The sequence below is a fragment of the Ruminococcus sp. 1001713B170207_170306_F1 genome (assembly GCF_015668065.1).
Taxonomy (GTDB): domain Bacteria; phylum Bacillota; class Clostridia; order Lachnospirales; family Lachnospiraceae; genus Blautia_A; species Blautia_A faecis.
Genome location: NZ_JADPEX010000009.1, coordinates 113,768 through 133,217, shown reverse-complemented (window position 1 = coordinate 133,217; position 19,450 = coordinate 113,768). Strand labels below are relative to the sequence as shown.

At 37.2% G+C, this 19,450-nt stretch carries 18 protein-coding genes and 3 pseudogenes; 19 read left to right on the top strand and 2 right to left on the bottom strand.

Annotation, left to right across the window (positions count from 1 at the left end; genetic code table 11):
• Positions 1-1,114: pseudogene (locus tag I4V84_RS07930) on the bottom strand (SrtB-anchored collagen-binding adhesin); the annotation flags it as partial.
• A gap of 442 nt (positions 1,115-1,556) precedes the next feature.
• On the bottom strand, positions 1,557-1,778 hold the full coding sequence (locus I4V84_RS07925) for a S24 family peptidase (protein ID WP_118584014.1): 222 nt from the start codon (positions 1,776-1,778) through the stop codon (positions 1,557-1,559).
• Between I4V84_RS07925 and I4V84_RS07920 the strand changes: the two genes are divergently transcribed.
• The 19 genes and pseudogenes from I4V84_RS07920 to I4V84_RS19605 all read left to right on the top strand — a co-directional run.
• Positions 1,737-2,009: a hypothetical protein gene (locus I4V84_RS07920; RefSeq protein WP_330382803.1), complete on the top strand. Its 273-nt coding sequence runs from the start codon at positions 1,737-1,739 to the stop codon at positions 2,007-2,009. The genes I4V84_RS07925 and I4V84_RS07920 overlap by 42 nt on opposite strands.
• Positions 2,010-2,143: 134 nt before the next feature.
• Positions 2,144-3,121 (top strand): choloylglycine hydrolase, encoded by a 978-nt coding sequence (bsh, locus tag I4V84_RS07915; protein WP_118339757.1) that lies wholly within the window; start codon positions 2,144-2,146, stop codon positions 3,119-3,121.
• 38 nt (positions 3,122-3,159) lie between these two features.
• A complete protein-coding gene (locus I4V84_RS07910; RefSeq protein WP_118584013.1) occupies positions 3,160-3,840 on the top strand; it encodes a GTP pyrophosphokinase family protein in 681 nt (226 codons plus the stop codon).
• A gap of 35 nt (positions 3,841-3,875) precedes the next feature.
• On the top strand, positions 3,876-5,435 hold the full coding sequence (cls, locus tag I4V84_RS07905) for a cardiolipin synthase (protein WP_118584012.1): 1,560 nt from the start codon (positions 3,876-3,878) through the stop codon (positions 5,433-5,435).
• Between the two features lie 254 nt (positions 5,436-5,689).
• Positions 5,690-7,054: a citrate/2-methylcitrate synthase gene (locus I4V84_RS07900; protein ID WP_172679323.1), complete on the top strand. Its 1,365-nt coding sequence runs from the start codon at positions 5,690-5,692 to the stop codon at positions 7,052-7,054.
• Between the two features lies 1 nt (position 7,055).
• Positions 7,056-7,481 (top strand): MarR family transcriptional regulator, encoded by a 426-nt coding sequence (locus tag I4V84_RS07895; RefSeq protein ID WP_006858455.1) that lies wholly within the window; start codon positions 7,056-7,058, stop codon positions 7,479-7,481.
• A gap of 175 nt (positions 7,482-7,656) precedes the next feature.
• Entirely contained in the window at positions 7,657-9,090 is a 1,434-nt protein-coding gene (locus I4V84_RS07890) for a phospholipase D family protein (protein WP_118584011.1), read from the top strand.
• Positions 9,069-9,779 carry a response regulator transcription factor gene (locus I4V84_RS07885; protein ID WP_003693048.1) on the top strand — a complete coding sequence of 237 codons (711 nt, stop codon included), beginning with the start codon at positions 9,069-9,071 and terminating at the stop codon, positions 9,777-9,779. Before I4V84_RS07890 ends, I4V84_RS07885 begins: the two co-directional genes overlap by 22 nt.
• Complete coding sequence (locus I4V84_RS07880; protein WP_118584010.1) at positions 9,779-10,822, top strand: HAMP domain-containing sensor histidine kinase; 1,044 nt, start codon at positions 9,779-9,781, stop codon at positions 10,820-10,822. Before I4V84_RS07885 ends, I4V84_RS07880 begins: the two co-directional genes overlap by 1 nt.
• A gap of 33 nt (positions 10,823-10,855) precedes the next feature.
• Entirely contained in the window at positions 10,856-11,920 is a 1,065-nt protein-coding gene (locus I4V84_RS07875; RefSeq protein WP_118584009.1) for an FUSC family protein, read from the top strand.
• Positions 11,910-12,482, top strand: coding sequence for a CDP-alcohol phosphatidyltransferase family protein (locus I4V84_RS07870; RefSeq protein WP_006858451.1), 573 nt, complete (start codon positions 11,910-11,912; stop codon positions 12,480-12,482). The genes I4V84_RS07875 and I4V84_RS07870 overlap by 11 nt, the downstream gene beginning before the upstream one ends.
• Before the next feature lie 57 nt (positions 12,483-12,539).
• Positions 12,540-15,161: a cation-translocating P-type ATPase gene (locus I4V84_RS07865; protein WP_195991528.1), complete on the top strand. Its 2,622-nt coding sequence runs from the start codon at positions 12,540-12,542 to the stop codon at positions 15,159-15,161.
• Between the two features lie 20 nt (positions 15,162-15,181).
• Positions 15,182-16,378: an AI-2E family transporter gene (locus tag I4V84_RS07860; protein WP_118584007.1), complete on the top strand. Its 1,197-nt coding sequence runs from the start codon at positions 15,182-15,184 to the stop codon at positions 16,376-16,378.
• Between the two features lie 80 nt (positions 16,379-16,458).
• Positions 16,459-17,331 carry a DegV family protein gene (locus I4V84_RS07855; RefSeq protein ID WP_005360251.1) on the top strand — a complete coding sequence of 291 codons (873 nt, stop codon included), beginning with the start codon at positions 16,459-16,461 and terminating at the stop codon, positions 17,329-17,331.
• Positions 17,332-17,482: 151 nt separating this feature from the next.
• Positions 17,483-17,854, top strand: coding sequence for a transposase (locus I4V84_RS07850; protein WP_005360252.1), 372 nt, complete (start codon positions 17,483-17,485; stop codon positions 17,852-17,854).
• Entirely contained in the window at positions 17,808-18,296 is a 489-nt protein-coding gene (locus tag I4V84_RS07845; RefSeq protein WP_040446298.1) for a hypothetical protein, read from the top strand. Before I4V84_RS07850 ends, I4V84_RS07845 begins: the two co-directional genes overlap by 47 nt.
• Positions 18,253-19,131: a transposase gene (locus I4V84_RS07840; RefSeq protein ID WP_008370190.1), complete on the top strand. Its 879-nt coding sequence runs from the start codon at positions 18,253-18,255 to the stop codon at positions 19,129-19,131. Before I4V84_RS07845 ends, I4V84_RS07840 begins: the two co-directional genes overlap by 44 nt.
• Before the next feature lie 7 nt (positions 19,132-19,138).
• Positions 19,139-19,324, top strand: a pseudogene (locus I4V84_RS07835) (transposase); the annotation flags it as partial.
• Between the two features lie 9 nt (positions 19,325-19,333).
• Positions 19,334-19,450: pseudogene (locus I4V84_RS19605) on the top strand (CDP-alcohol phosphatidyltransferase family protein); the annotation flags it as partial.

The window sequence follows — 19,450 nt, the reverse complement described above, 5'->3', positions numbered from 1 at the left end:
TTGATAAGTTTTTTAATTGTGATTTCTTATTCTGGCGGTTTGGGAAGTACCAGCAATCCCCCAGATAGTAAAGGGTAGCTTTAGCAGAGAGATTGTCTTTGTTATAGAAGCCAGCATAATACTTCCATGTAAATTCCGCACCTGCTAAAGAAGCGTTCCCTTGCGGATTGTCTTTCTGTGTTTCCATATCAATCTTGAAAAGCTCAATCAAAGTGTCCGTTACTTTTGGCGTATCTGATACTTTCAAAATTGCTGTCTTTCCAACTTCAACCTTTAAGGAATATACAGTTTTATCCACTTTATATCCTGCTGGTGCGTATAATTCCTTGATATAGACTGTGCCTGCTTTTACCTCTGCAATATCTGTGTTTCCGTTTTCATCAGTCGTAAGGGTGGCAAGCTGTTTTGTGCAGTCTTTATCAGAAAAGACACCGTATGTTGCACCAGCGATTGAGTAATTCCCGTTACCGTCTGTAATGCTGGTATTACTGGAAACCTTTTGCAGTTTCGTATTTCCGACATTCAGTTTCGCCCAGAATTGTCCCAATTCCTGCCCCTCGCCAGAGTAGATATAACCGCCACATTCATAGCGTTCTTTATTCTCTTTAACAAAGGCTCTTGCACCAGCGAAAACTTCGTCCTGCGTAGCCTTTGGTATTTCATCATAAGAAGCTCGCACGTTATCACATTGCCAGCCAAGATGTACGCTTAATCTCTGCCAGACTACACATTGTTCCAACAGATAGACTTGTTTGTAGTTCAATTCCTTGTGAGCTTCGCCATACTGTTTGACATACTCTAAGGATAACGCCACATCTGAAATCTGGTCGGCACTCATGCGTGAGCTTGCGTCAGCTCTGGTCTTGTAACCATTCTTAAAATCTGTATTGATGTCAATACAATAGGCAGTTTCGTCCTCGACTTTCATATAACCCTCATTGAATGTCGAACCGATAGAACCGTCATTCATTACTTTTTCAATGATACCGACACGCTCTGCACTTTCCGTCCAGTATTGCTTACTTTCTGCATGGACAGGTGTAATCGGTAAAGCAGTAACGACAGTTGCAAGAACTAAGAAGCCCGTACACAATCGTTTCCATGTCTTTTTCATAAATCTAATGCTCCTTTCATTTTGGGTAATAAAATAGCCGTCCAATAAGAACGGCTGGAAATAGAAAAGGAACGTCATTTTAGGCGTTCCATAATCTATAAAATATTCAATTTTTTATACTGATGTGTTGCTCATCAAAATCTCAAATTAAGGTTATTTGACACCAATTTTGACACCAATTTTTTGTATATTGACGATTTTTGATGAAATATGATAAATTCATAAAACCCGTGAAAAGCCTGTAAATAGGCACTTTACGGCACTCTATGAACTAAGACAAAAGCTACGCTGTAATAACAAGAGGTGAGTGCTAATTTTTTGTGAAGATTTTGTGAATGATTTTGTGAAACTTGTGAATGTGTTTTGTGAACGCTATAAGCCATGCAAAATGGTGAAAAAAGACGCCCTGCAAGTTTACTGTTAATGCATCAGCCTTTTAAAATTAGCCAACTACTTTTCCAAAAGTTTTTAAGGTGGAGCCGGAAGTGACTTGGATAGGAGCATATTTTTTATTTAGAGAAATAAATTGGATACCGGAATCAGATTGATGATATTTCTTTACATAAGCATCACCATCGAGGAAAAAGACACCGATTTCTCCTTCTTCAAGAGTTTCTTGTTTATGAATCCAGATGATCTGTCCATCCAGATAGAGAGGCTCCATACTGTCACCACATATGATGTTGTTCCGAAAGAAGAAATTGCTGAATTTGAAGAGCTTATGCGCAAAACCATAGCTGACATTGTATCAGAAGCCAGTAGCGTTGTCTTTTGGGTGTATGTGCAGAAATATGTGAAGCACAAAACCCTAAACGAAATGCTGCAAGAATTGCCAGACGTAGGTCAATTCATCCTAGCTATGGATACCTGGTTTGAAAAACTGATGGAGAAATAATCTAGGAAAATAGTTTAAAGTTTACATGTTATGATCATGTATGAAGTTGGAACAAAATAAAAGATTGTGCTATACTATTGTTCAAGAAAAAAACTCATTGACATATTTCAATCTATTTAGGAGGATAAACGATCATGTGTACAGCAGCAACTTATAAAACAAAAGATTTTTACTTTGGACGAACCCTCGATTATGAATTCTCTTATGGTGATCAGATAGTAATTACACCACGTAATTATGCGTTTAATTTTCGCCATGTTGGCGATATGAAAAATCATTATGCAATTATTGGAATGGCTCATGTTGCAGAGGATTATCCTTTGTATTATGATGCTATGAATGAAAAAGGAGTGGCAATGGCAGGACTGAATTTTGTCGGAAATGCTGTTTATGCCGCGATTAAGCCAGATGTGGAAAATATTGCACAGTTTGAATTTATTCCGTGGATTTTAAGTCAGTGTTCTTCTTTAGTTGAAGTTCGCGAGCTTCTTGAACGAATTAATATTGTTAATACTCCTTTCAGCGAGCAATTGCCATTAGCACAATTACACTGGATCATTTCTGATGAGAATGAGTCAATTACGGTAGAATCTATGTCAGATGGTTTGCATATTTATGATAATCCAGTAGGAGTGCTTACGAATAATCCGCCATTTCCACAGCAGATGTTTCAACTAAATAATTATATGCATTTATCTCCTAAACAGCCCAGAAATACTTTCTGCGAAAATTTGGCTCTTGATGCATATAGTAGAGGTATGGGAGGATTAGGTCTTCCGGGAGATCTCTCATCTTCCTCACGCTTTGTACGTGTAGCTTTTACAAAGGTAAATGCAATTTCAGGTGAATCAGAGGAAGAAAGCGTTAGCCAATTCTTCCACATTCTCGGATCTGTGGATCAGCAACGAGGATGTTGCGAAGTAGCGGATGGAAAATATGAAATCACATTGTATACGTCGTGTTGTAATGTTACAAAAGGTATTTATTATTACAATACTTATGAAAACCATCAGATCAGTGCAGTAGATATGCATGTAGAAAATCTGGATAGTGATAAAATGATTTGTTATCCAGTAATTCAAGGAGAACGAATCAACTATCAAAATAAATAATGTTTTGAAATCAGGGATGAGGTAGAAAGGAAAGTTCCATGACAAAAGATGAAGTAAAAAAACTCAGGATGAACAGTCCGGAATCACTACAGTTTTTAAATAATGCTACGAAATTTTATAATTTAATGATGATGTATCGTTGTGCTATTCGGGAGATACAAACTAAACTTGAGGTTTTGGATGATGAATTTTCAGCTGAGAACAATCGAAATCCTATTTCTTTTATAAAAACAAGAATTAAGAAGCCCAATAGTATTTACAATAAACTGCAGAAGATGGGATATGAATTTACAACAGAAAATATACAGACATATCTCAATGATGTAGCAGGCGTTCGAATAGTTTGTGCGTTTATTGACGATATTTATATGATATCAGATTTGATTACCCAACAGGATGATATTAAAGTTATTGAAATAAAAGATTATATAAAAAATCCAAAATCGAATGGTTATCGAAGCTATCATATGATTGTTGAAATACCAGTATTTTTTGCTAAGGGTAAAACACCTATGCGTGTAGAATTACAGATTCGAACCAATGGTATGGATTTCTGGGCAACATTGGAACATCAACTTCGCTATAAAAAAGGAATTGAAGAAATGCCTGGCTATGATGAGATAAGTGAAGAATTACTTCATTCTGCAAGAGCTATCATTGAAGCAGATAATGAAATGCAGAGAATAAAAGACAAAATTGGTATGTTCCACGAAATTTAGGGAGAAAACTGAGCAAGTAGGAAGGCGGAATATATATGAAACAAGATACTTTAGAGGGCAAAGCAAAAACAAAAAATGGGGTAAAACGGCTGTGTTTTTCCATAGTCTGCATTCTTCTGGAAGTGATTTTTATTATTACTATCGTAACACGCTTGAATGAATATGCAGAAATTATAAATTTATTTACAAGGATTTTGAGTGGAATCTTGGTTTTGGGATTGTACGCATCAGATAAGACCTCTTCTATGAAAATGCCTTGGGTCATCTTAATTCTAATCTTCCCAATTATGGGTGTAGGCCTGTATTTGTTGATTGGTTTGAATGGTGGCACACATAAAATGCGTGAGCGATATGCAGAAATTGATAGCAAATTGTTACCAATGCTTCCGGACAGTCAGGAGTGTTTGAGCAGAATAAAAGAAACAATTCCGAAAGCAGGAAATATAGCAAGTTACATACAAAGAAATTCGCAGTATCCAATCTATCAGAATACGGATATTGTGTATTTTGATGAAGCAGTGAAAGGATTAGAGGCACAGCTTAAGGATTTGGAGAAAGCACAGAAGTTTATCTTTATGGAATATCATGCGATAGAAGACGCTGAAGCATGGCATAAGATTCAAGATGTTCTGGAAGAGCGAGTAAAAGCAGGTGTGGAAGTTAGAGTATTCTACGATGATATGGGTTCTATAGGCTTTATTAACACAGATTTTGTGAAAAAGATGGAGGCAATAGGAATTCATTGCCGTGTATTCAATCCGTTTATGCCAGGTTTAAATCTGTTTTTGAACAATCGTGATCATAGAAAAATAACCGTTATTGATGGAAAAGTCGGATTTACAGGTGGATATAATCTAGCAAACGAATATTTTAATTACACACACCCGTATGGACAGTGGAAAGATACAGGTATTCGTTTAGAAGGAGATGCTGTTCAGTCGCTTACGGTGACATTTTTGGAAATGTGGAATGCAGTAAGTGCTAAGGCTGCTAATGATTCTGATTTTAGTAAATACCTTTTCCACTATGATTATGCGGCACAGCAAACTGGGTTTGTTCAACCTTATGCAGACAGCCCTATGGATAATGAGCAGGTAGGAGAAGAAGTTTATATCAGTATGATAAATAAAGCTGAAAAATATTGTTGGTTTATGACTCCATATCTAATCATAACAGATGAAATGACGCATGCGTTATGTCTGGCTGCTAAGCGAGGGGTAGACGTAAGAATTATCACACCTGGTATCCCTGATAAAAAATTCATTTATAATATAACTCGTTCTTTTTATCATGGATTAGTTAAACATGGTGTTCGTGTTTATGAGTGGACTCCTGGTTTCTGTCATGCAAAAATGAGTGTGGCAGATGACTGTATGGCAACTTGTGGAACAATTAATCTGGATTATCGAAGTTTATATCACCATTTTGAAAACGGTTGTTTTATGGCAGATTGTCAGGCAGTTGTGGAAATAAAAAATGATCTGATAAGAACGATGGGAGAATGTCGTGATGTGACAGACCAATATCAAACCGGACGAAGTGCATATTTGCGACTAGGACAATTATTTATGAGATTATTTGCTGGATTGCTATAAGAATCTGATGAAACGACCTTTCAAAAAACAGTTGATTTAGAAGTTAACTGTTTTTGAAAGGCCGTTTTTGCTATATCTAACAGTCTGTTGTACAAAGAAGATTTTGCATGGATGAAAAAACAAACCTTGTTGAGGTTAAATTGAGTTTTCCATTGTATTGTATTGCTAATGAATAAGAATAAGAAAAAGAACAGACAATGCTGAATGCTCTGGAAACAAGAATATCTGAGTATAGTATGTAAGTTCGTAACAGAATGAAAGGAGCGATTCAAATGAGCAATTTGGAAAATTATATGAAACAGCAAGCAATTTTTTGTGAACAAAATGATAGCATTAGTAAGAATCTATATTCAGAGTATGGTGTAAAAAGAGGCTTACGAGATGAAAAAGGCCAAGGTGTGTTGACGGGGCTTACAAATATTTCTGATATAAAAGCTTTTGAATATCGTGATGGAGTAAAGAGTCCATGTGATGGCGAGTTATCTTATCGTGGTTATAATATAAAAGATTTAGTAACAGGAAGTAAAGGAAAAAGGTTTGTCTTTGAAGAAGGAGCATATCTTCTTTTATTCGGAGAATTGCCAACTGATACACAGTTAATGGAATTTCAGGGAAGACTATCTGATTGTATGGAACTACCGACTAACTTTACCAGAGATGTCATTATGAAAGCACCTACATCAGATATTATGGGTTCTATGACTCGAAGTATTCTTACATTGGGCTCTTACGATAAGGAGAAAGAAAGTCTTGAAATTCCGAATGTGCTAAGGCAGAGTATGCAGTTGATCGCAGCATTTCCTATGTTAGCAGTATATGCATACCATGCTTATTGTCATTATGAAAAAAACGAAAGTATGTATATTCATAGACCTGAAAAAGATTTATCTATTGCTGAAAATTTCCTGCGCCTATTAAGACCAGATACAAAATTCACAGAACTGGAAGCAAGAGTACTGGATATAGCATTATTGTTACATATGGAACATGGTGGTGGTAACAATTCTACATTCACTACACGGGTAGTAACATCTTCAGGTTCAGATACTTATTCTGTTATTTCAGCAGCAATGTCATCCTTAAAAGGAAAAAAACATGGCGGTGCAAATCTGATGGTAATGAATATGATGGATGATATTAAAAGTCATGTGAAAGATTATGAAGACGAAGAGGAAATTGCATCATATCTGAGTAAGATTTTGAAGAAAGAGGCGTTTGATCAGAAAGGACTTATTTATGGAATGGGACATGCTGTATATTCTATTTCCGATCCGAGAGAAAGGGTGTTCAAAGGCTTTGTAGAACAACTCGCAAGGGATAAAGGACGTGAGAAAGATATGACCCTTTATAACAATATTGAGAAGATTGCACCTAAGTTGATTGCAAAGCAGCGTCAGATATTCAAAGGAGTAAGTCCTAATATAGATTTCTATAGTGGTTTTGTGTATGACATGTTGAATATTCCAAGAGAATTGTACACGCCATTATTTGCGATAGCAAGAATTGCTGGTTGGAGTGCACATCGCCTGGAAGAATTGATAACTACAGATAAGATTATTCGCCCGGCATATAAGAGTCTAGTCAGCAAAAAAGAATATATAGAAAGAGAGGAACGATAATATGGGAGCAGGAACCAGTGCAGAGGAGTTTTTTTTAAAGAGCATCAATGTTGAAAGCATATTTGAATTTGTTGAAAGAACAGATTATTTGTTCCTTTATAGTATAAAGGAATGTGTTGAAAAATCAGACTGTCATGAAGGAGTATATCTTTCAGAAGTGGCAGAATACATGAAATTATCGATTCCAGAAACATCTAAGATGGTAAAAAGTCTTGAAAATAAAGGATATATTATCTGGAAATTAGATGAAAAAAAAGAAAGAACGTACCTTGTTTTGACGAACAAGGCAATTGAATTAAGTAATTGTCAGAAAGAAAAAATGATAGAAGCTTATGAAAAAATCATATCGAATATACAAGAAGATGACCTGGCAGTTACGCGGTGTACATTGAGAAAAATCCGACAGCTTATGGAAGAAATAAAATAGTGATTAATACAACGGAGTAAGAAAAGCTCCTTCATATATTAGAATAAAAATATGACTGTTTCTTTAAAAAGAAGCCTGTCATATTTTTTTATGAAAAATAAATTTTGTTGAGGTTAAATTGAGATTGACTTTGTATTGTATAAGTATGAAATAAAAAGGAATCAGGTGATGTACAATGAAAAAGTATAAAATATGTAAAATCCTTCTTGTTATACTGGCAATTTTTTTATGTGTGGCTTTTTATGAATTGCTCGGAATCTGCGTTGCATATAAAAAGCAGCCGGAAGTGTCCAATACAACCAAAAAAGAAACAAAAAATGGGTCATGGAACGAATGCAGTGAAAATACAGAACGGGCAGTAATCATAGAAAAGAATCCAGAAGCGCTTTTACAAAGAGTGCGTTTGATCAAGAATGCCAAAAAGGAAATTATTCTTTCTACTTTTGCATTTCAATCCGATGAAAGTGGAAAATTGATTTTAGGAGCACTGCATGATGCGGCAGACAGAGGTGTACATATTCGTCTGTTAGTAGATGGAATGGAGAGCTGGATTGATATGGAAGGAAATCCGTATTTCTATGGATTATCTTCCCATGAGAATGTTGAAATTAAACTGTATAATAAGGCCAATCCGTTGAAACCATGGAAGATGATGGGTAGAATGCATGATAAATATTTGATTGCAGATGGAAAGAGATATATTCTTGGGGGAAGAAATACATACAATTATTTCCTGGGTGATTTTCCGGGACATAAGAACTATGACAGAGACGTGTTAGTGGTTTGCGATGAACCTGAGAAAGAAAATTCAGTTAACCAGTTGTCAGAGTATTTTGAAACGATATGGGAACAAGAAGACAGTGGTTATTTTCATGACAATAAAAAACTGGCAAATAGAAAATCTGTAAAGAACGCAGTTTTAGAGCTGCAGAACGGCTATCAGAAATATTTTGAAGAGAATAAGGAAAGAATCTGCGATACCGATTACACGGACGAAACTTTTGAGACAGAAAAGATTGCATTAGTGTCAAATCCTATTCACACAGGTTCCAAAGAACCAGTAGTGTGGTATCAGTTGGGAGAATTGATGAAAAATGCAAAAAATCGTGTGAAGATCCACACGCCATATATTATCTGTAATGATATGATGTATAATACATGGGAGGAGATTGCAGAGAACGTTTCAGATTTTTCTATCATGACAAATTCAGTTGCGAATAATGGGAATCCATTTGGGGCTGCCGATTATGCGAAAAACAGAAATAGAATCTTAAGTACAGGAATTAATATCTGGGAATATGAAGGCGGTTATTCATACCACGGAAAAAGTATTCTGATTGACGATGATCTGTCTGTAATCGGTTCCTTTAATATGGACATGAGAAGTGCATATCTGGATACGGAACTGATGCTTGTAATACGCAGTAAAGATATTAATAAACAGTTGGAAGAGGGCATGATGGAATATGAAAGAGTGTCCCGCCAGGTATTGGAAGATGGAACCTATCGTGATCCATATCATGTAGAGCCAATCGAATTAACAAAGAAACGTCAGAGAAAAATATTTTTGGTACAGCATCTGCTTGGATGGGCAAGGTATCTGTTTTAATAAGGAGGAAGGAAAACGTGTTTCAAATATTGATTGTAGAAGATGATAAAGAATTAAGCCAGCTATTCCAAAAAGTGCTTGAGAAGAATGGATATCAAGTCAAAAGTGCATCGGATGGAGCACAGGCATTAGAAGTATTGGATAAGGAATATATTGATCTGATCATTTCTGATATTATGATGCCGGTTATGGATGGTTATGAACTGGTGTCGGAACTCCGTTCAGCAGGATATCAGATACCGGTACTTATGATCACTGCGAAAGGTTCCTTTGATGATATGCGCCAGGGATTTCTTTCGGGAAGTGACGATTATATGGTAAAACCGGTAAATGTGAATGAAATGGTTTTAAGAGTCGGAGCATTGCTTCGCCGTGCACAGATACTGAATGAACACAAAATTGTGATCGGTTCAACAGAGTTTGATTATGATGCAATGACGGTTACAACTGATAAGGAAAGTCTTGTTTTGCCTAAAAAAGAATTCCTGCTTTTATATAAGCTTGCAGCTTCGCCAGGCAGAACATTTACAAAACAACAGTTGATGGATGAAGTATGGGGATACGAGACGGAGGCAGACCCACATACGATAGAGGTACATATAGGAAGAATCAGGGAGCGTTTTAAAGATAACCCTGATTTTGAAATCGTAACAATGCGTGGAATTGGATACAAGGTGGTGAAAAAATAATGGAACAAAAGAATGAAAAAGGATTGCGGATCCGATCCTGTCTGACTGGTGCAATCTGGCTGGCACTTGTATTTTCAACAGTCATATCTGCTTTATTATTTGCTTTTTTGAATCATTTTTTTAATCTGCCGGGCAGCATACCTGTGCTTGGCTGGCTTTTGATTTTCAATACATTGATTGCAGGGCTGATCACTTCCTTTATTAATGCAAAGTTACTGGAACCAATTACCAGACTTAGTAAAGCAATGAAGGAAGTTTCTCAGGGAGATTTTGAACAGCATTTGGAAACGAACAGCCGTATAGCAGAAGTTGGAGAATCTTATCAAAGTTTTAACGTTATGACAAAAGAACTTCGTGCAACAGAGGTGCTGCAGATGGATTTTGTATCTAATGTTTCTCATGAGTTTAAGACCCCGATTAATGCCATTGAAGGATATACAATGCTGCTTCAGGGAGAAGAACTGTCTCCGGATCAAGAGGAATATGTAGAAAAAATCTTATTTAACACCCAAAGACTTTCCGGATTGGTTGGTAATATTTTGCTGTTATCCAAGTTAGAGAATCAGAATATACCAATGAAAAAAACAGAATATCGTCTGGATGAACAGATCCGCCAGGCATTTCTTTCATTGGAAACAAAATGGACAGAAAAAGAAATTGGTTTTCAGGTAGAATTGGAGGAAGTTAAATATACTGGGAATGAAGGACTTTTTATGCATATCTGGATAAATCTTTTGGATAATGCGATTAAGTTCAGCCCTTCAAAGGGGACAATTACGATGTTTCTGAAACAAGAACAGGATTCTGTTAAATTCATTCTGGAAGATGAAGGACCAGGAATAGAGGATGATGTAAAATCCAGAATATTTGACAAGTTCTATCAGGTAGATGGATCTCATAAAGCAGAAGGAAATGGCCTAGGTCTTGCACTTGTAAAACGGATTGTAGATAGTGCCGGAGGAACAATCAAAGCAGAAAACCGTGAATATGGTGGATGCAGATTTGTTATAGAGCTGCCAAAGCAGAAAGATGAGATTATATAGTTTTAAGATAAATTAGAAGCTGGGAGGATTTATATGACATTTTATCAGGAGTTGCAGTTAAATCAGGCAGGTTCTAAAAACCTGTTGAAAAAGAGTGAAACATTAAAAGAAAAATTATATCATATGTGGGTATATCTGGTGAAGATAGCTGTTACAATGGCATTTTGTTTTTTCTTTGTTAGTATTTTCAGCATCCTATTTGGAAATGAGAACAGCATTGTAGGTGTAGTAGTCTTATTATGTCTCATGGTGTTTAGAAATGCGGATCTGGGGATCCACACCGGACAATCTACGATGCTTTTGGCTTTGTTCTTTGTAATTATGACTGTATGTCCGCATTTAGCAAATCAGTTTTCACCGGTATTGGGAATGCTGTTAAATATTGCGGCACTGGCTGTGTTGATTCTGTTCGGATGCCATAATCCATTCATGTTTAATCAATCTACATTGGTTCTTGGGTATCTGCTGCTATATGGTTATGATGTTACGGGAAAAAGCTATCAGATGCGATTAGTCGGAATGGCTTTAGGTGCAGCACTTACCTGCTTTGTATTTTATCGAAATCATAAAAACAGAACTTATAAAAGAAATCTGAAAGATCTGATACAAGAATTTGATATCACTTCTTCCAGAACAAAATGGCAGATATGTCAGATTTTATGCGTACCGATTGTCCTTTGCATTGCAGAACTTTGTAATATGCCACGTGCAATGTGGGCTGGTATTGCGGCCATGTCCGCGATTTTGCCGTTTATGGAAGATATGCACTACAGAGTCCGTAAAAGGATTGTCGGAAATATTGCAGGTGTTATATGTTTTACAGTATTATATTTTCTGCTTCCTTCGTCAATCTATGCATATATAGGAATTCTTGGTGGAATCGGTGTAGGACTTTCAGCACAATATGGCTGGCAGGCAGTATTTAACACATTTGGTGCTTTAGCCATTGCTGCAGAGACTTATGGACTACAAGGAGCGGTTAGTCTTAGAGTGATTCAAAATGTTTTTGGTGTTGTGTTTGCTTTAGCATTTTGTGTTATATTTTATTGGTTTATGTCTAAAAAAAAGGAAAGTGAGGTGACCGTACATGCAGAGTGAAGTGAATCAGGAAGAAAATTTGAATAGAATTATTACGGTTCCTAATCTTCTTTCTTTTTTTCGGCTTTGTCTGATTCCGGTAATTATATGGAGTTATTGTGTAAAGAAAAATCCTCTGTTAGCTGGTGAAATCTTATTGCTGTCTGGTCTTACGGATCTTGCTGATGGATATATCGCAAGAAGATTCCATAGGATTAGTAATTTAGGAAAAATACTTGATCCAGTGGCTGATAAGCTGACACAGGCAGCGATGTTAATCTGTCTGTTTACTCGTTTTCCGCATATGCTTCTTTTAATCGTAATAATGGCAGGTAAGGAGCTGTATATGGTAGTCAGTGGATGTCTTGTGATACGAAAGACAGGAAAAGTACATGGTGCAGACTGGCATGGAAAGATAGTAACCTTTTTATTATATGGAACTGCAGCGGTGCATATTATATGGTTCCAAATTACACCGATGGTATCAGATCTGTTGATTGGTTTGTGCGCTATAATGATGGTCATATCGGTCGCTCTGTATATTATCCAGAATACCAGGACTCTTAAGGGAGAGACTGTATAAGCAATTTTATATTGCAATGACTAGAAAAATATTTAGGAGAACGAGGAGGCGGAAGTGATGAAGGAAATTTATCAGCAGACGGTAGAAGAGGTTCTTGAAAGGGTGAATGGCAAGAAATCTGGGCTTACGAGTGAACAGGTGAAAAGATCCAGAGAAAAGTGTGGGTGGAATGAACTTACAGAAGGAAAGAAGAAAGGTATCCTGCAGATTTTCTTTGAACAGTATAAGGATTTTCTTGTACTGATTCTAATTGCATCAGCAATCATATCTGGTATGCTTGGAGATGTGGAAAGTGCGGCAGTTATCGTGACGGTTATTACGATCAATGCAATCTTGGGAACAATACAGACGGTAAAAGCAGAACAATCTCTGCAGAGTTTAAAGAATCTTTCTGGCCCGGAGGCAAAAGTATTGCGTGATGGTACAGTCGTTCAAATTCCGGCAAGAGAACTGGTTGTTGGAGATGTGATACTGCTTGAAGCAGGAGATATGATTCCGGCTGATGGAAGACTGATTGAAAATGCAAGTCTTAAGATTGATGAGAGTGCTCTTACAGGAGAAAGTCTTGCAGTTGAGAAAAACATGGATACAATATTGACGGAAGCGCCACTTGGTGATCGGACAAATATGTTATTTTCCGGTAGTTTTGTAACGTATGGGCGTGGGAAAGCTGTTGTAACGGATATAGGAATGCAGACAGAAGTCGGAAAGATTGCAGGACTTTTGAAGTCAACTTCGGAAAAACAGACACCACTTCAGGTGAGTTTGGAAGTCTTTGGAAAGAAGCTTTCTATTATGATTCTGGTATTTTGCGGACTCTTATTTGCAATAAATGTGTTCCGCGGTGAAAAGATCAGCAGTGCATTTATGTTTGCAGTAGCACTTGCAGTAGCAGCAATTCCTGAAGCGCTAAGTTCTATCGTGACAATTGTACTTTCTTTCGGAACACAGAAGATGGCAAAAGAGCATGCAATCATTCGTAAACTACAGGCGGTAGAAGGACTTGGAAGTGTTTCTATTATTTGTTCGGATAAGACAGGAACGCTCACACAGAATAAAATGACGGTTGAAGATTATTATATAGATGGAAAAAGAATTTCAGCAGAGGCAATTGATATATCAGATCAGGCACAAAAATGTCTTTTAAATTACAGTATTCTATGTAATGATTCGACAAATGAAAATGGAGTAGAAATTGGAGATCCGACAGAAACAGCATTGATTAATCTTGGAAGTCGATATGGGATAGAGGCGGCAAGCGTAAGAAAGCTTTATCCAAGAAATGGAGAACTGCCATTTGACAGTGATCGAAAGATGATGTCAACACTTCACCTGATAGATGGTAAAAATCAAATGATTGTAAAAGGTGCAGTCGACAAGCTCCTGGAACGTACAGAGCAAATCTGGACGAAAGAGGGAATTCGAAAAATTACTGAGGAAGATAAAGAAAAAATACAACGTCAAAATCAGGAATTTTCGATGGAAGGTTTAAGAGTATTGTCTTTTACCTATCGTGAAATTCCTAAGAATCACACATTAACGATACAAGATGAGGATCACTTAGTATTTCTTGGTTTGATTGCGATGATGGATCCTCCGAGAGAAGAATCAAAAGCTGCGGTAGCGGAATGTATAAAAGCGGGAATTCGACCGGTTATGATCACCGGAGATCATAAAATTACAGCAGCAGCAATTGCAAAGAGAGTTGGAATATTACATGATTTATCGGAAGCCTGTGAAGGGGCAGATATAGAAAATATGAGTGACGAGGAACTCAAAGAATTTGTCTCAAATATTTCTGTGTATGCAAGAGTGTCACCGGAACATAAAATTCGCATTGTTCGGGCATGGCAGGAAAGAGGAATGATTGTGGCAATGACAGGAGACGGTGTCAATGATGCACCGGCATTAAAGCAGGCAGATATTGGTGTTGCAATGGGAATGACCGGAACGGAAGTTGCGAAAGATGCAGCAGCGATGGTACTTACAGATGATAACTTTGCAACAATCGTAAAAGCAGTGGAAAATGGACGAAACTTATATCAGAATATCAAGTATGCGATACAGTTTCTTTTGTCAGGAAATTTCGGAGCAATTTTAACCGTTCTTTGTTCATCGGTTGCAGGACTTCCGGTGCCATTTGCACCAGTACATTTACTCTTCATTAATCTTTTGACGGATAGTCTTCCGGCAATTGCGTTAGGCTTAGAGCCGGATAGAAGTGAAGTGATGAGTGAAAAACCGAGATTGGCAGATGAGTCGATATTGACAAAAGATTTTCTTAGCAAAATCGGTCTGGAAGGTTTGGTAATTGGAGCAATGACAATGATCAGTTTTTTGACAGGATACAACCAGAATGGTACATTGCTTGGAAGCACGTATGCTTTTGGAACTCTTTGTCTGGCACGTTTGTTTCATGGATATAATTGCAAATCAGATCATCCGGTCATTTTTACAAAAGGTCTCTTTCATAACAAGTGGCTTCAGGGAGCATTTGTGTTAGGTGCAGTACTCATTACAACAGTACTGACGGTTCCTGGTTTCCATAACTTATTCAAAGTGGAAACGTTGAATCTGATGCAGTTTGGATGTGTATATTTATATGCTTTTGCAAGCCTTCTGATTATTCAATTACTTAAGTGTATACGTATGAAACTAAGAAAAAGAGGGAAAAGATAGTGGATTTAAGTAGATGTTCTATGAAAAAAATTCGAGAACTGATTGTGTTTACGGCATTTCTTGTAGTTGCTTTGTGGAAATTCGATGTGGTGATTGAAGTGCTGAAGTCAATATGGAAAATTGTGTTTCCTTTTGCGCTTGGTGGTGCAATTGCCTTTGTGATTAATGTACCAATGAGTTTCCTGGAAAAGAAAATGCTCGGAAAGATAAAAGAAAATAATAAAATAGGAAAAAAAGCTGCGAGACCGATAAGCCTGCTTCTTACAATTATATTGGCAGCAGGTGTAATGGTATTGGTAATGTTTGGTGTGATTCCACAGCTTACACAGACCATGGGAAATCTGATGACGAGTATTTCAGATTTTATTCCACAGATGCAAAACTGGATTCGGGAAATTTCACATGATAATCAGGATATTATGAAATTGGTAGATCAGCTGCAGTTTCAGCCTGATCAGGCAATTAAATGGGGAATAAGTATTCTTGGAAACGGAGTCGGAAATATGATGAATACGACGATGTCAGCAGTAGGTTCCATTGCCAGTGGATTAGCGACCTTTTTTATTTCGTTTTCCTTTGCATGCTATATTCTTTTTCAGAAGGAAAAATTACATTTACAGGTAAGAAAAGTGATTTTCGCTTTTATTCCAAAACAAAAAGCAGATGCAATTCTTAACATATGTTCGCTGACATATCGGACATTTGCAAATTTTCTTGCAGGGCAGTGTCTGGAAGCAGTAATTCTCGGAATGATGTTTGTTATCACGCTAAGTATTTTAAAAATGCCATATGCACTTTTAATTGGAATTTTGATCGCGTTTACCGCATTGGTTCCTATCTTTGGAGCCTTTATTGGCTGTGCCGTGGGAAGTTTTCTGATCTTTATGGTAAATCCAAAACAGGCAGTTTTATTTATTATAGTTTTTCTGCTTTTGCAGCAGATAGAAGGTAATCTGATCTATCCTCATGTGGTTGGCGGATCAGTAGGACTTCCATCAATTTGGGTACTGGCGGCAGTTACAATCGGCGGAAATCTTATGGGAATTATAGGTATGCTGATTTTCATTCCACTTGTATCGGTATTTTATACTATATTCCGGGAGTTCGTATATCTGCGCCTAAAAAAACAACATATAAAACGAGTAACGAGAACGGATGTGGAAGAGTATGCGGAGGAGGAAATTGCGTCATCCTTTATTTTGCCGAATGAAAAATAATGATATGATACAAATATAAATGAAGTGTAATGCCGATTATTAAGACGTTATAAAAATAGATTACAAAGGAAGAAGATATTATGAAGAAAATAGGAATCATGACAGACAGCCACAGTGGAATTTTGAGCGAAGAAGCGCAGAGACTCGGAATTAAGGTACTACCGATGCCCTTTTATATCGGAGAGAAAGTGTATCGTGAAGGAGTAGATCTTTCCAGAGATGAATTTTATGATATGCTTCGAAAGGGCGTAGATGTATCTACATCTCAGCCGTCACCAACAGAAGTTATGGATATGTGGAAAGAGATGCTGAAAGAATATGAGGAGATTGTTTATATTCCTCTTAGTAGTGCTTTAAGTGGGTCCTGTATGACAGCAGAAGCCATGGCAAATGAAGATGAATTTGCCGGTAAGGTGTTTGTCGTAGATAACGGTCGTGTGGCAACCCCGATGCATCGTTCTGTTCTTGATGCAGTAGAAATGGCAGAAGAAGGATACAGTGTAGTCGAAATCAAGAAAATTCTTGAAGAAACCAGAGAAAAAATGACAATTTATATCGGGCTCAGCACACTGAAATATCTCAAAAAAGGAGGAAGAGTCAGCTCTGTGACAGCTTTGGCAGCAGATGTCCTGAATATCAAACCTGTTATGCATTTCAGCACAGGAAAGCTTGATATCTACCAGAAATGCCGTGGTATGAAGAAATCACGTAAAGTTATGATCGATGCAATGAAGCATGAGCTGGAAACGAATTTCCGAGAAGAATATGCTGCGGGTAAAGTGTACCTGATGGCGGCGTCCAGCAGTACCGATGAAGTGACAGAAGAATGGGTAAACCAGATTAAAGAAAGTTTCCCGGGAATGGAAGTCATGTGTGATAAACTTTCCTTCGGTTTGTCCTGTCATATCGGTCCGGATGGACTGGGAATCGGATGCACCTGTAAGCCAGTGTAAAAAACTGCTCCGGAGAAGATAAAATAAAAGATTAGGGTGTCAAAAGGTTTATAGCCTTTGATATAAATTTGTACCTTGAAAACTTAACACGATATGTAAAAACATTGGATTCTTTGGTAAAATGTAGGTAGCATTTTATGAGGTGATCTATATGTCTTTTGTTAAAAATGATAATCAACAGCTTACTGTTTTAGACAGTACTTTTAATCTTACAGAACGCGAAAAACGAATGTTAGAAAAATCATGGGCAAATACTTTTGCAGACAAAGTTTTTCCTGCTATTGATGAAAATATTTTTTCTGTTCTTTACAGTAAAAAAGCATCCAGACCTAATACTCCGGTCAATGTGATTGTTGGGGCACTGATTCTTAAAGAAGCTCTTAATGTTACTGACGATGAGATCGTTGAAGCTATGGCATTTGATATCCGCTATCAGTATGCACTGCACACAACCAGTTTTGAAGAGCAGCCAATTAGTGACAGAACCCTCAGCAGGTTTAGAGCAAGAGGAAACAGAGCATGATGTTGATCTTATTCATGAATGTGTTGTAAAAATGGCAAAAGAAATATCTGATTTTATGGATATCACTCCGGATAAACAACGTATGGACAGTTTAATGGTTGCTGCAAATATCAGAAACCTCTCATTGCTTGAATTGTTTTATACTTGTGTTGCTAATCTTTGCAAAATAATGGATGAGCGTGGAACAAAAATTCCGGATGAACAATATCATTATATTAAAAAAGATGATTATAATAAATGCATTTATCACAAGCGGGATATGGATGCAACTGAGAGAAACGTTGTTGTGATGAAAGATGCAGATATCTTGATAAAGATTTGTGATTCAACCGGTGATTTTGATGATACAAGTGAATATCAGCTTCTTATTCGCCTATTAAAGGAACGCACAATCATTGATGATGGTGGCTCAAGGCGGCTTCGACAAAAAAGAGGAAGTTGAAAATCCTTCAGAAGTATTGCTTAATCCTTCTGATCCAGAAGCCACTTTCCGCTATAAAGCAGGTGGCAGACATCTTGGATACGTTGGAAACGTAGTTGAAGCTGTCGGAGAAAAAAGCAGTCTGGTCATTGTCTACGATTACCAGCAAAATACCTACGCAGATAATCAGTTTATGAAAGATTATCTTAATGAGAAAAAAGATTTTTCTGATGGTTCTTTTATTGTTGCCGATGGGGCATACAGCGGAGAAGAGAACTCACGTTTAGCATCTGAACATAATCTAAAACTTGTTACAACCAATTTCACAGGACGCAAACCAGATGAAATATATGCTGATTTTGTTTTTACTGATGATGGAAAATATCTCATCAAATGTAAGAATAATCGTGTACCTGAAGACTGTATCTATGATCCAGGCAATGAGCGTTCCGTTGCGTATTTTCGGATAAGTGACTGCGAAGGATGTCCTTACAAAGAACGGTGTCAGTCGCGTTTTCTAAAAACACGAGTCCGAAAGGAAGTATCTTGGAAATCCGTTGGTCGTGCAAAACAATTACAGTACATGCAGACGGAAGAATTTTCTGAATATGCAAAATTTAGAAATGGAGTAGAAGCAATTCCCTCTCTTCTTCGTCGAAGATATCATGTGGACAAGATACCTGTGCATGGCAAAAAACGTACCCGGTTATTTTTCGGATTTAAAATAGCAGCATTAGATTTTCAAAAGCTATTAGATTATAAAAAAGCATTATATTTTCCAAAAAGCTGGTCGATAGAATCCAGGAGGCCTGCAAGATCTCCAATTAGTTTCGTGGCTGAAAGAAACAGATTGTGAGATGGCTGCCATGGAAAGTACGGGCTCTTATTGGAAACCTGTATATAATATATTTGAAGAAGAACAGATACCGATCATGGTTGTGAATGCGCAGCATATCAAAGGAGTTCCCGGACGTAAGACGGATGTAAAAGATGCAGAGTGGATTGCCGATCTGGTACGCCATGGATTAGTAAAAGCAAGTTACATACCAAATAGGGATATTATATGGTTCCAAATTACACCGATGGTATCAGATCTGTTGATTGGTTTGTGCGCTATAATGATGGTCATATCGGTCGCTCTGTATATTATCCAGAATACCAGGACTCTTAAGGAA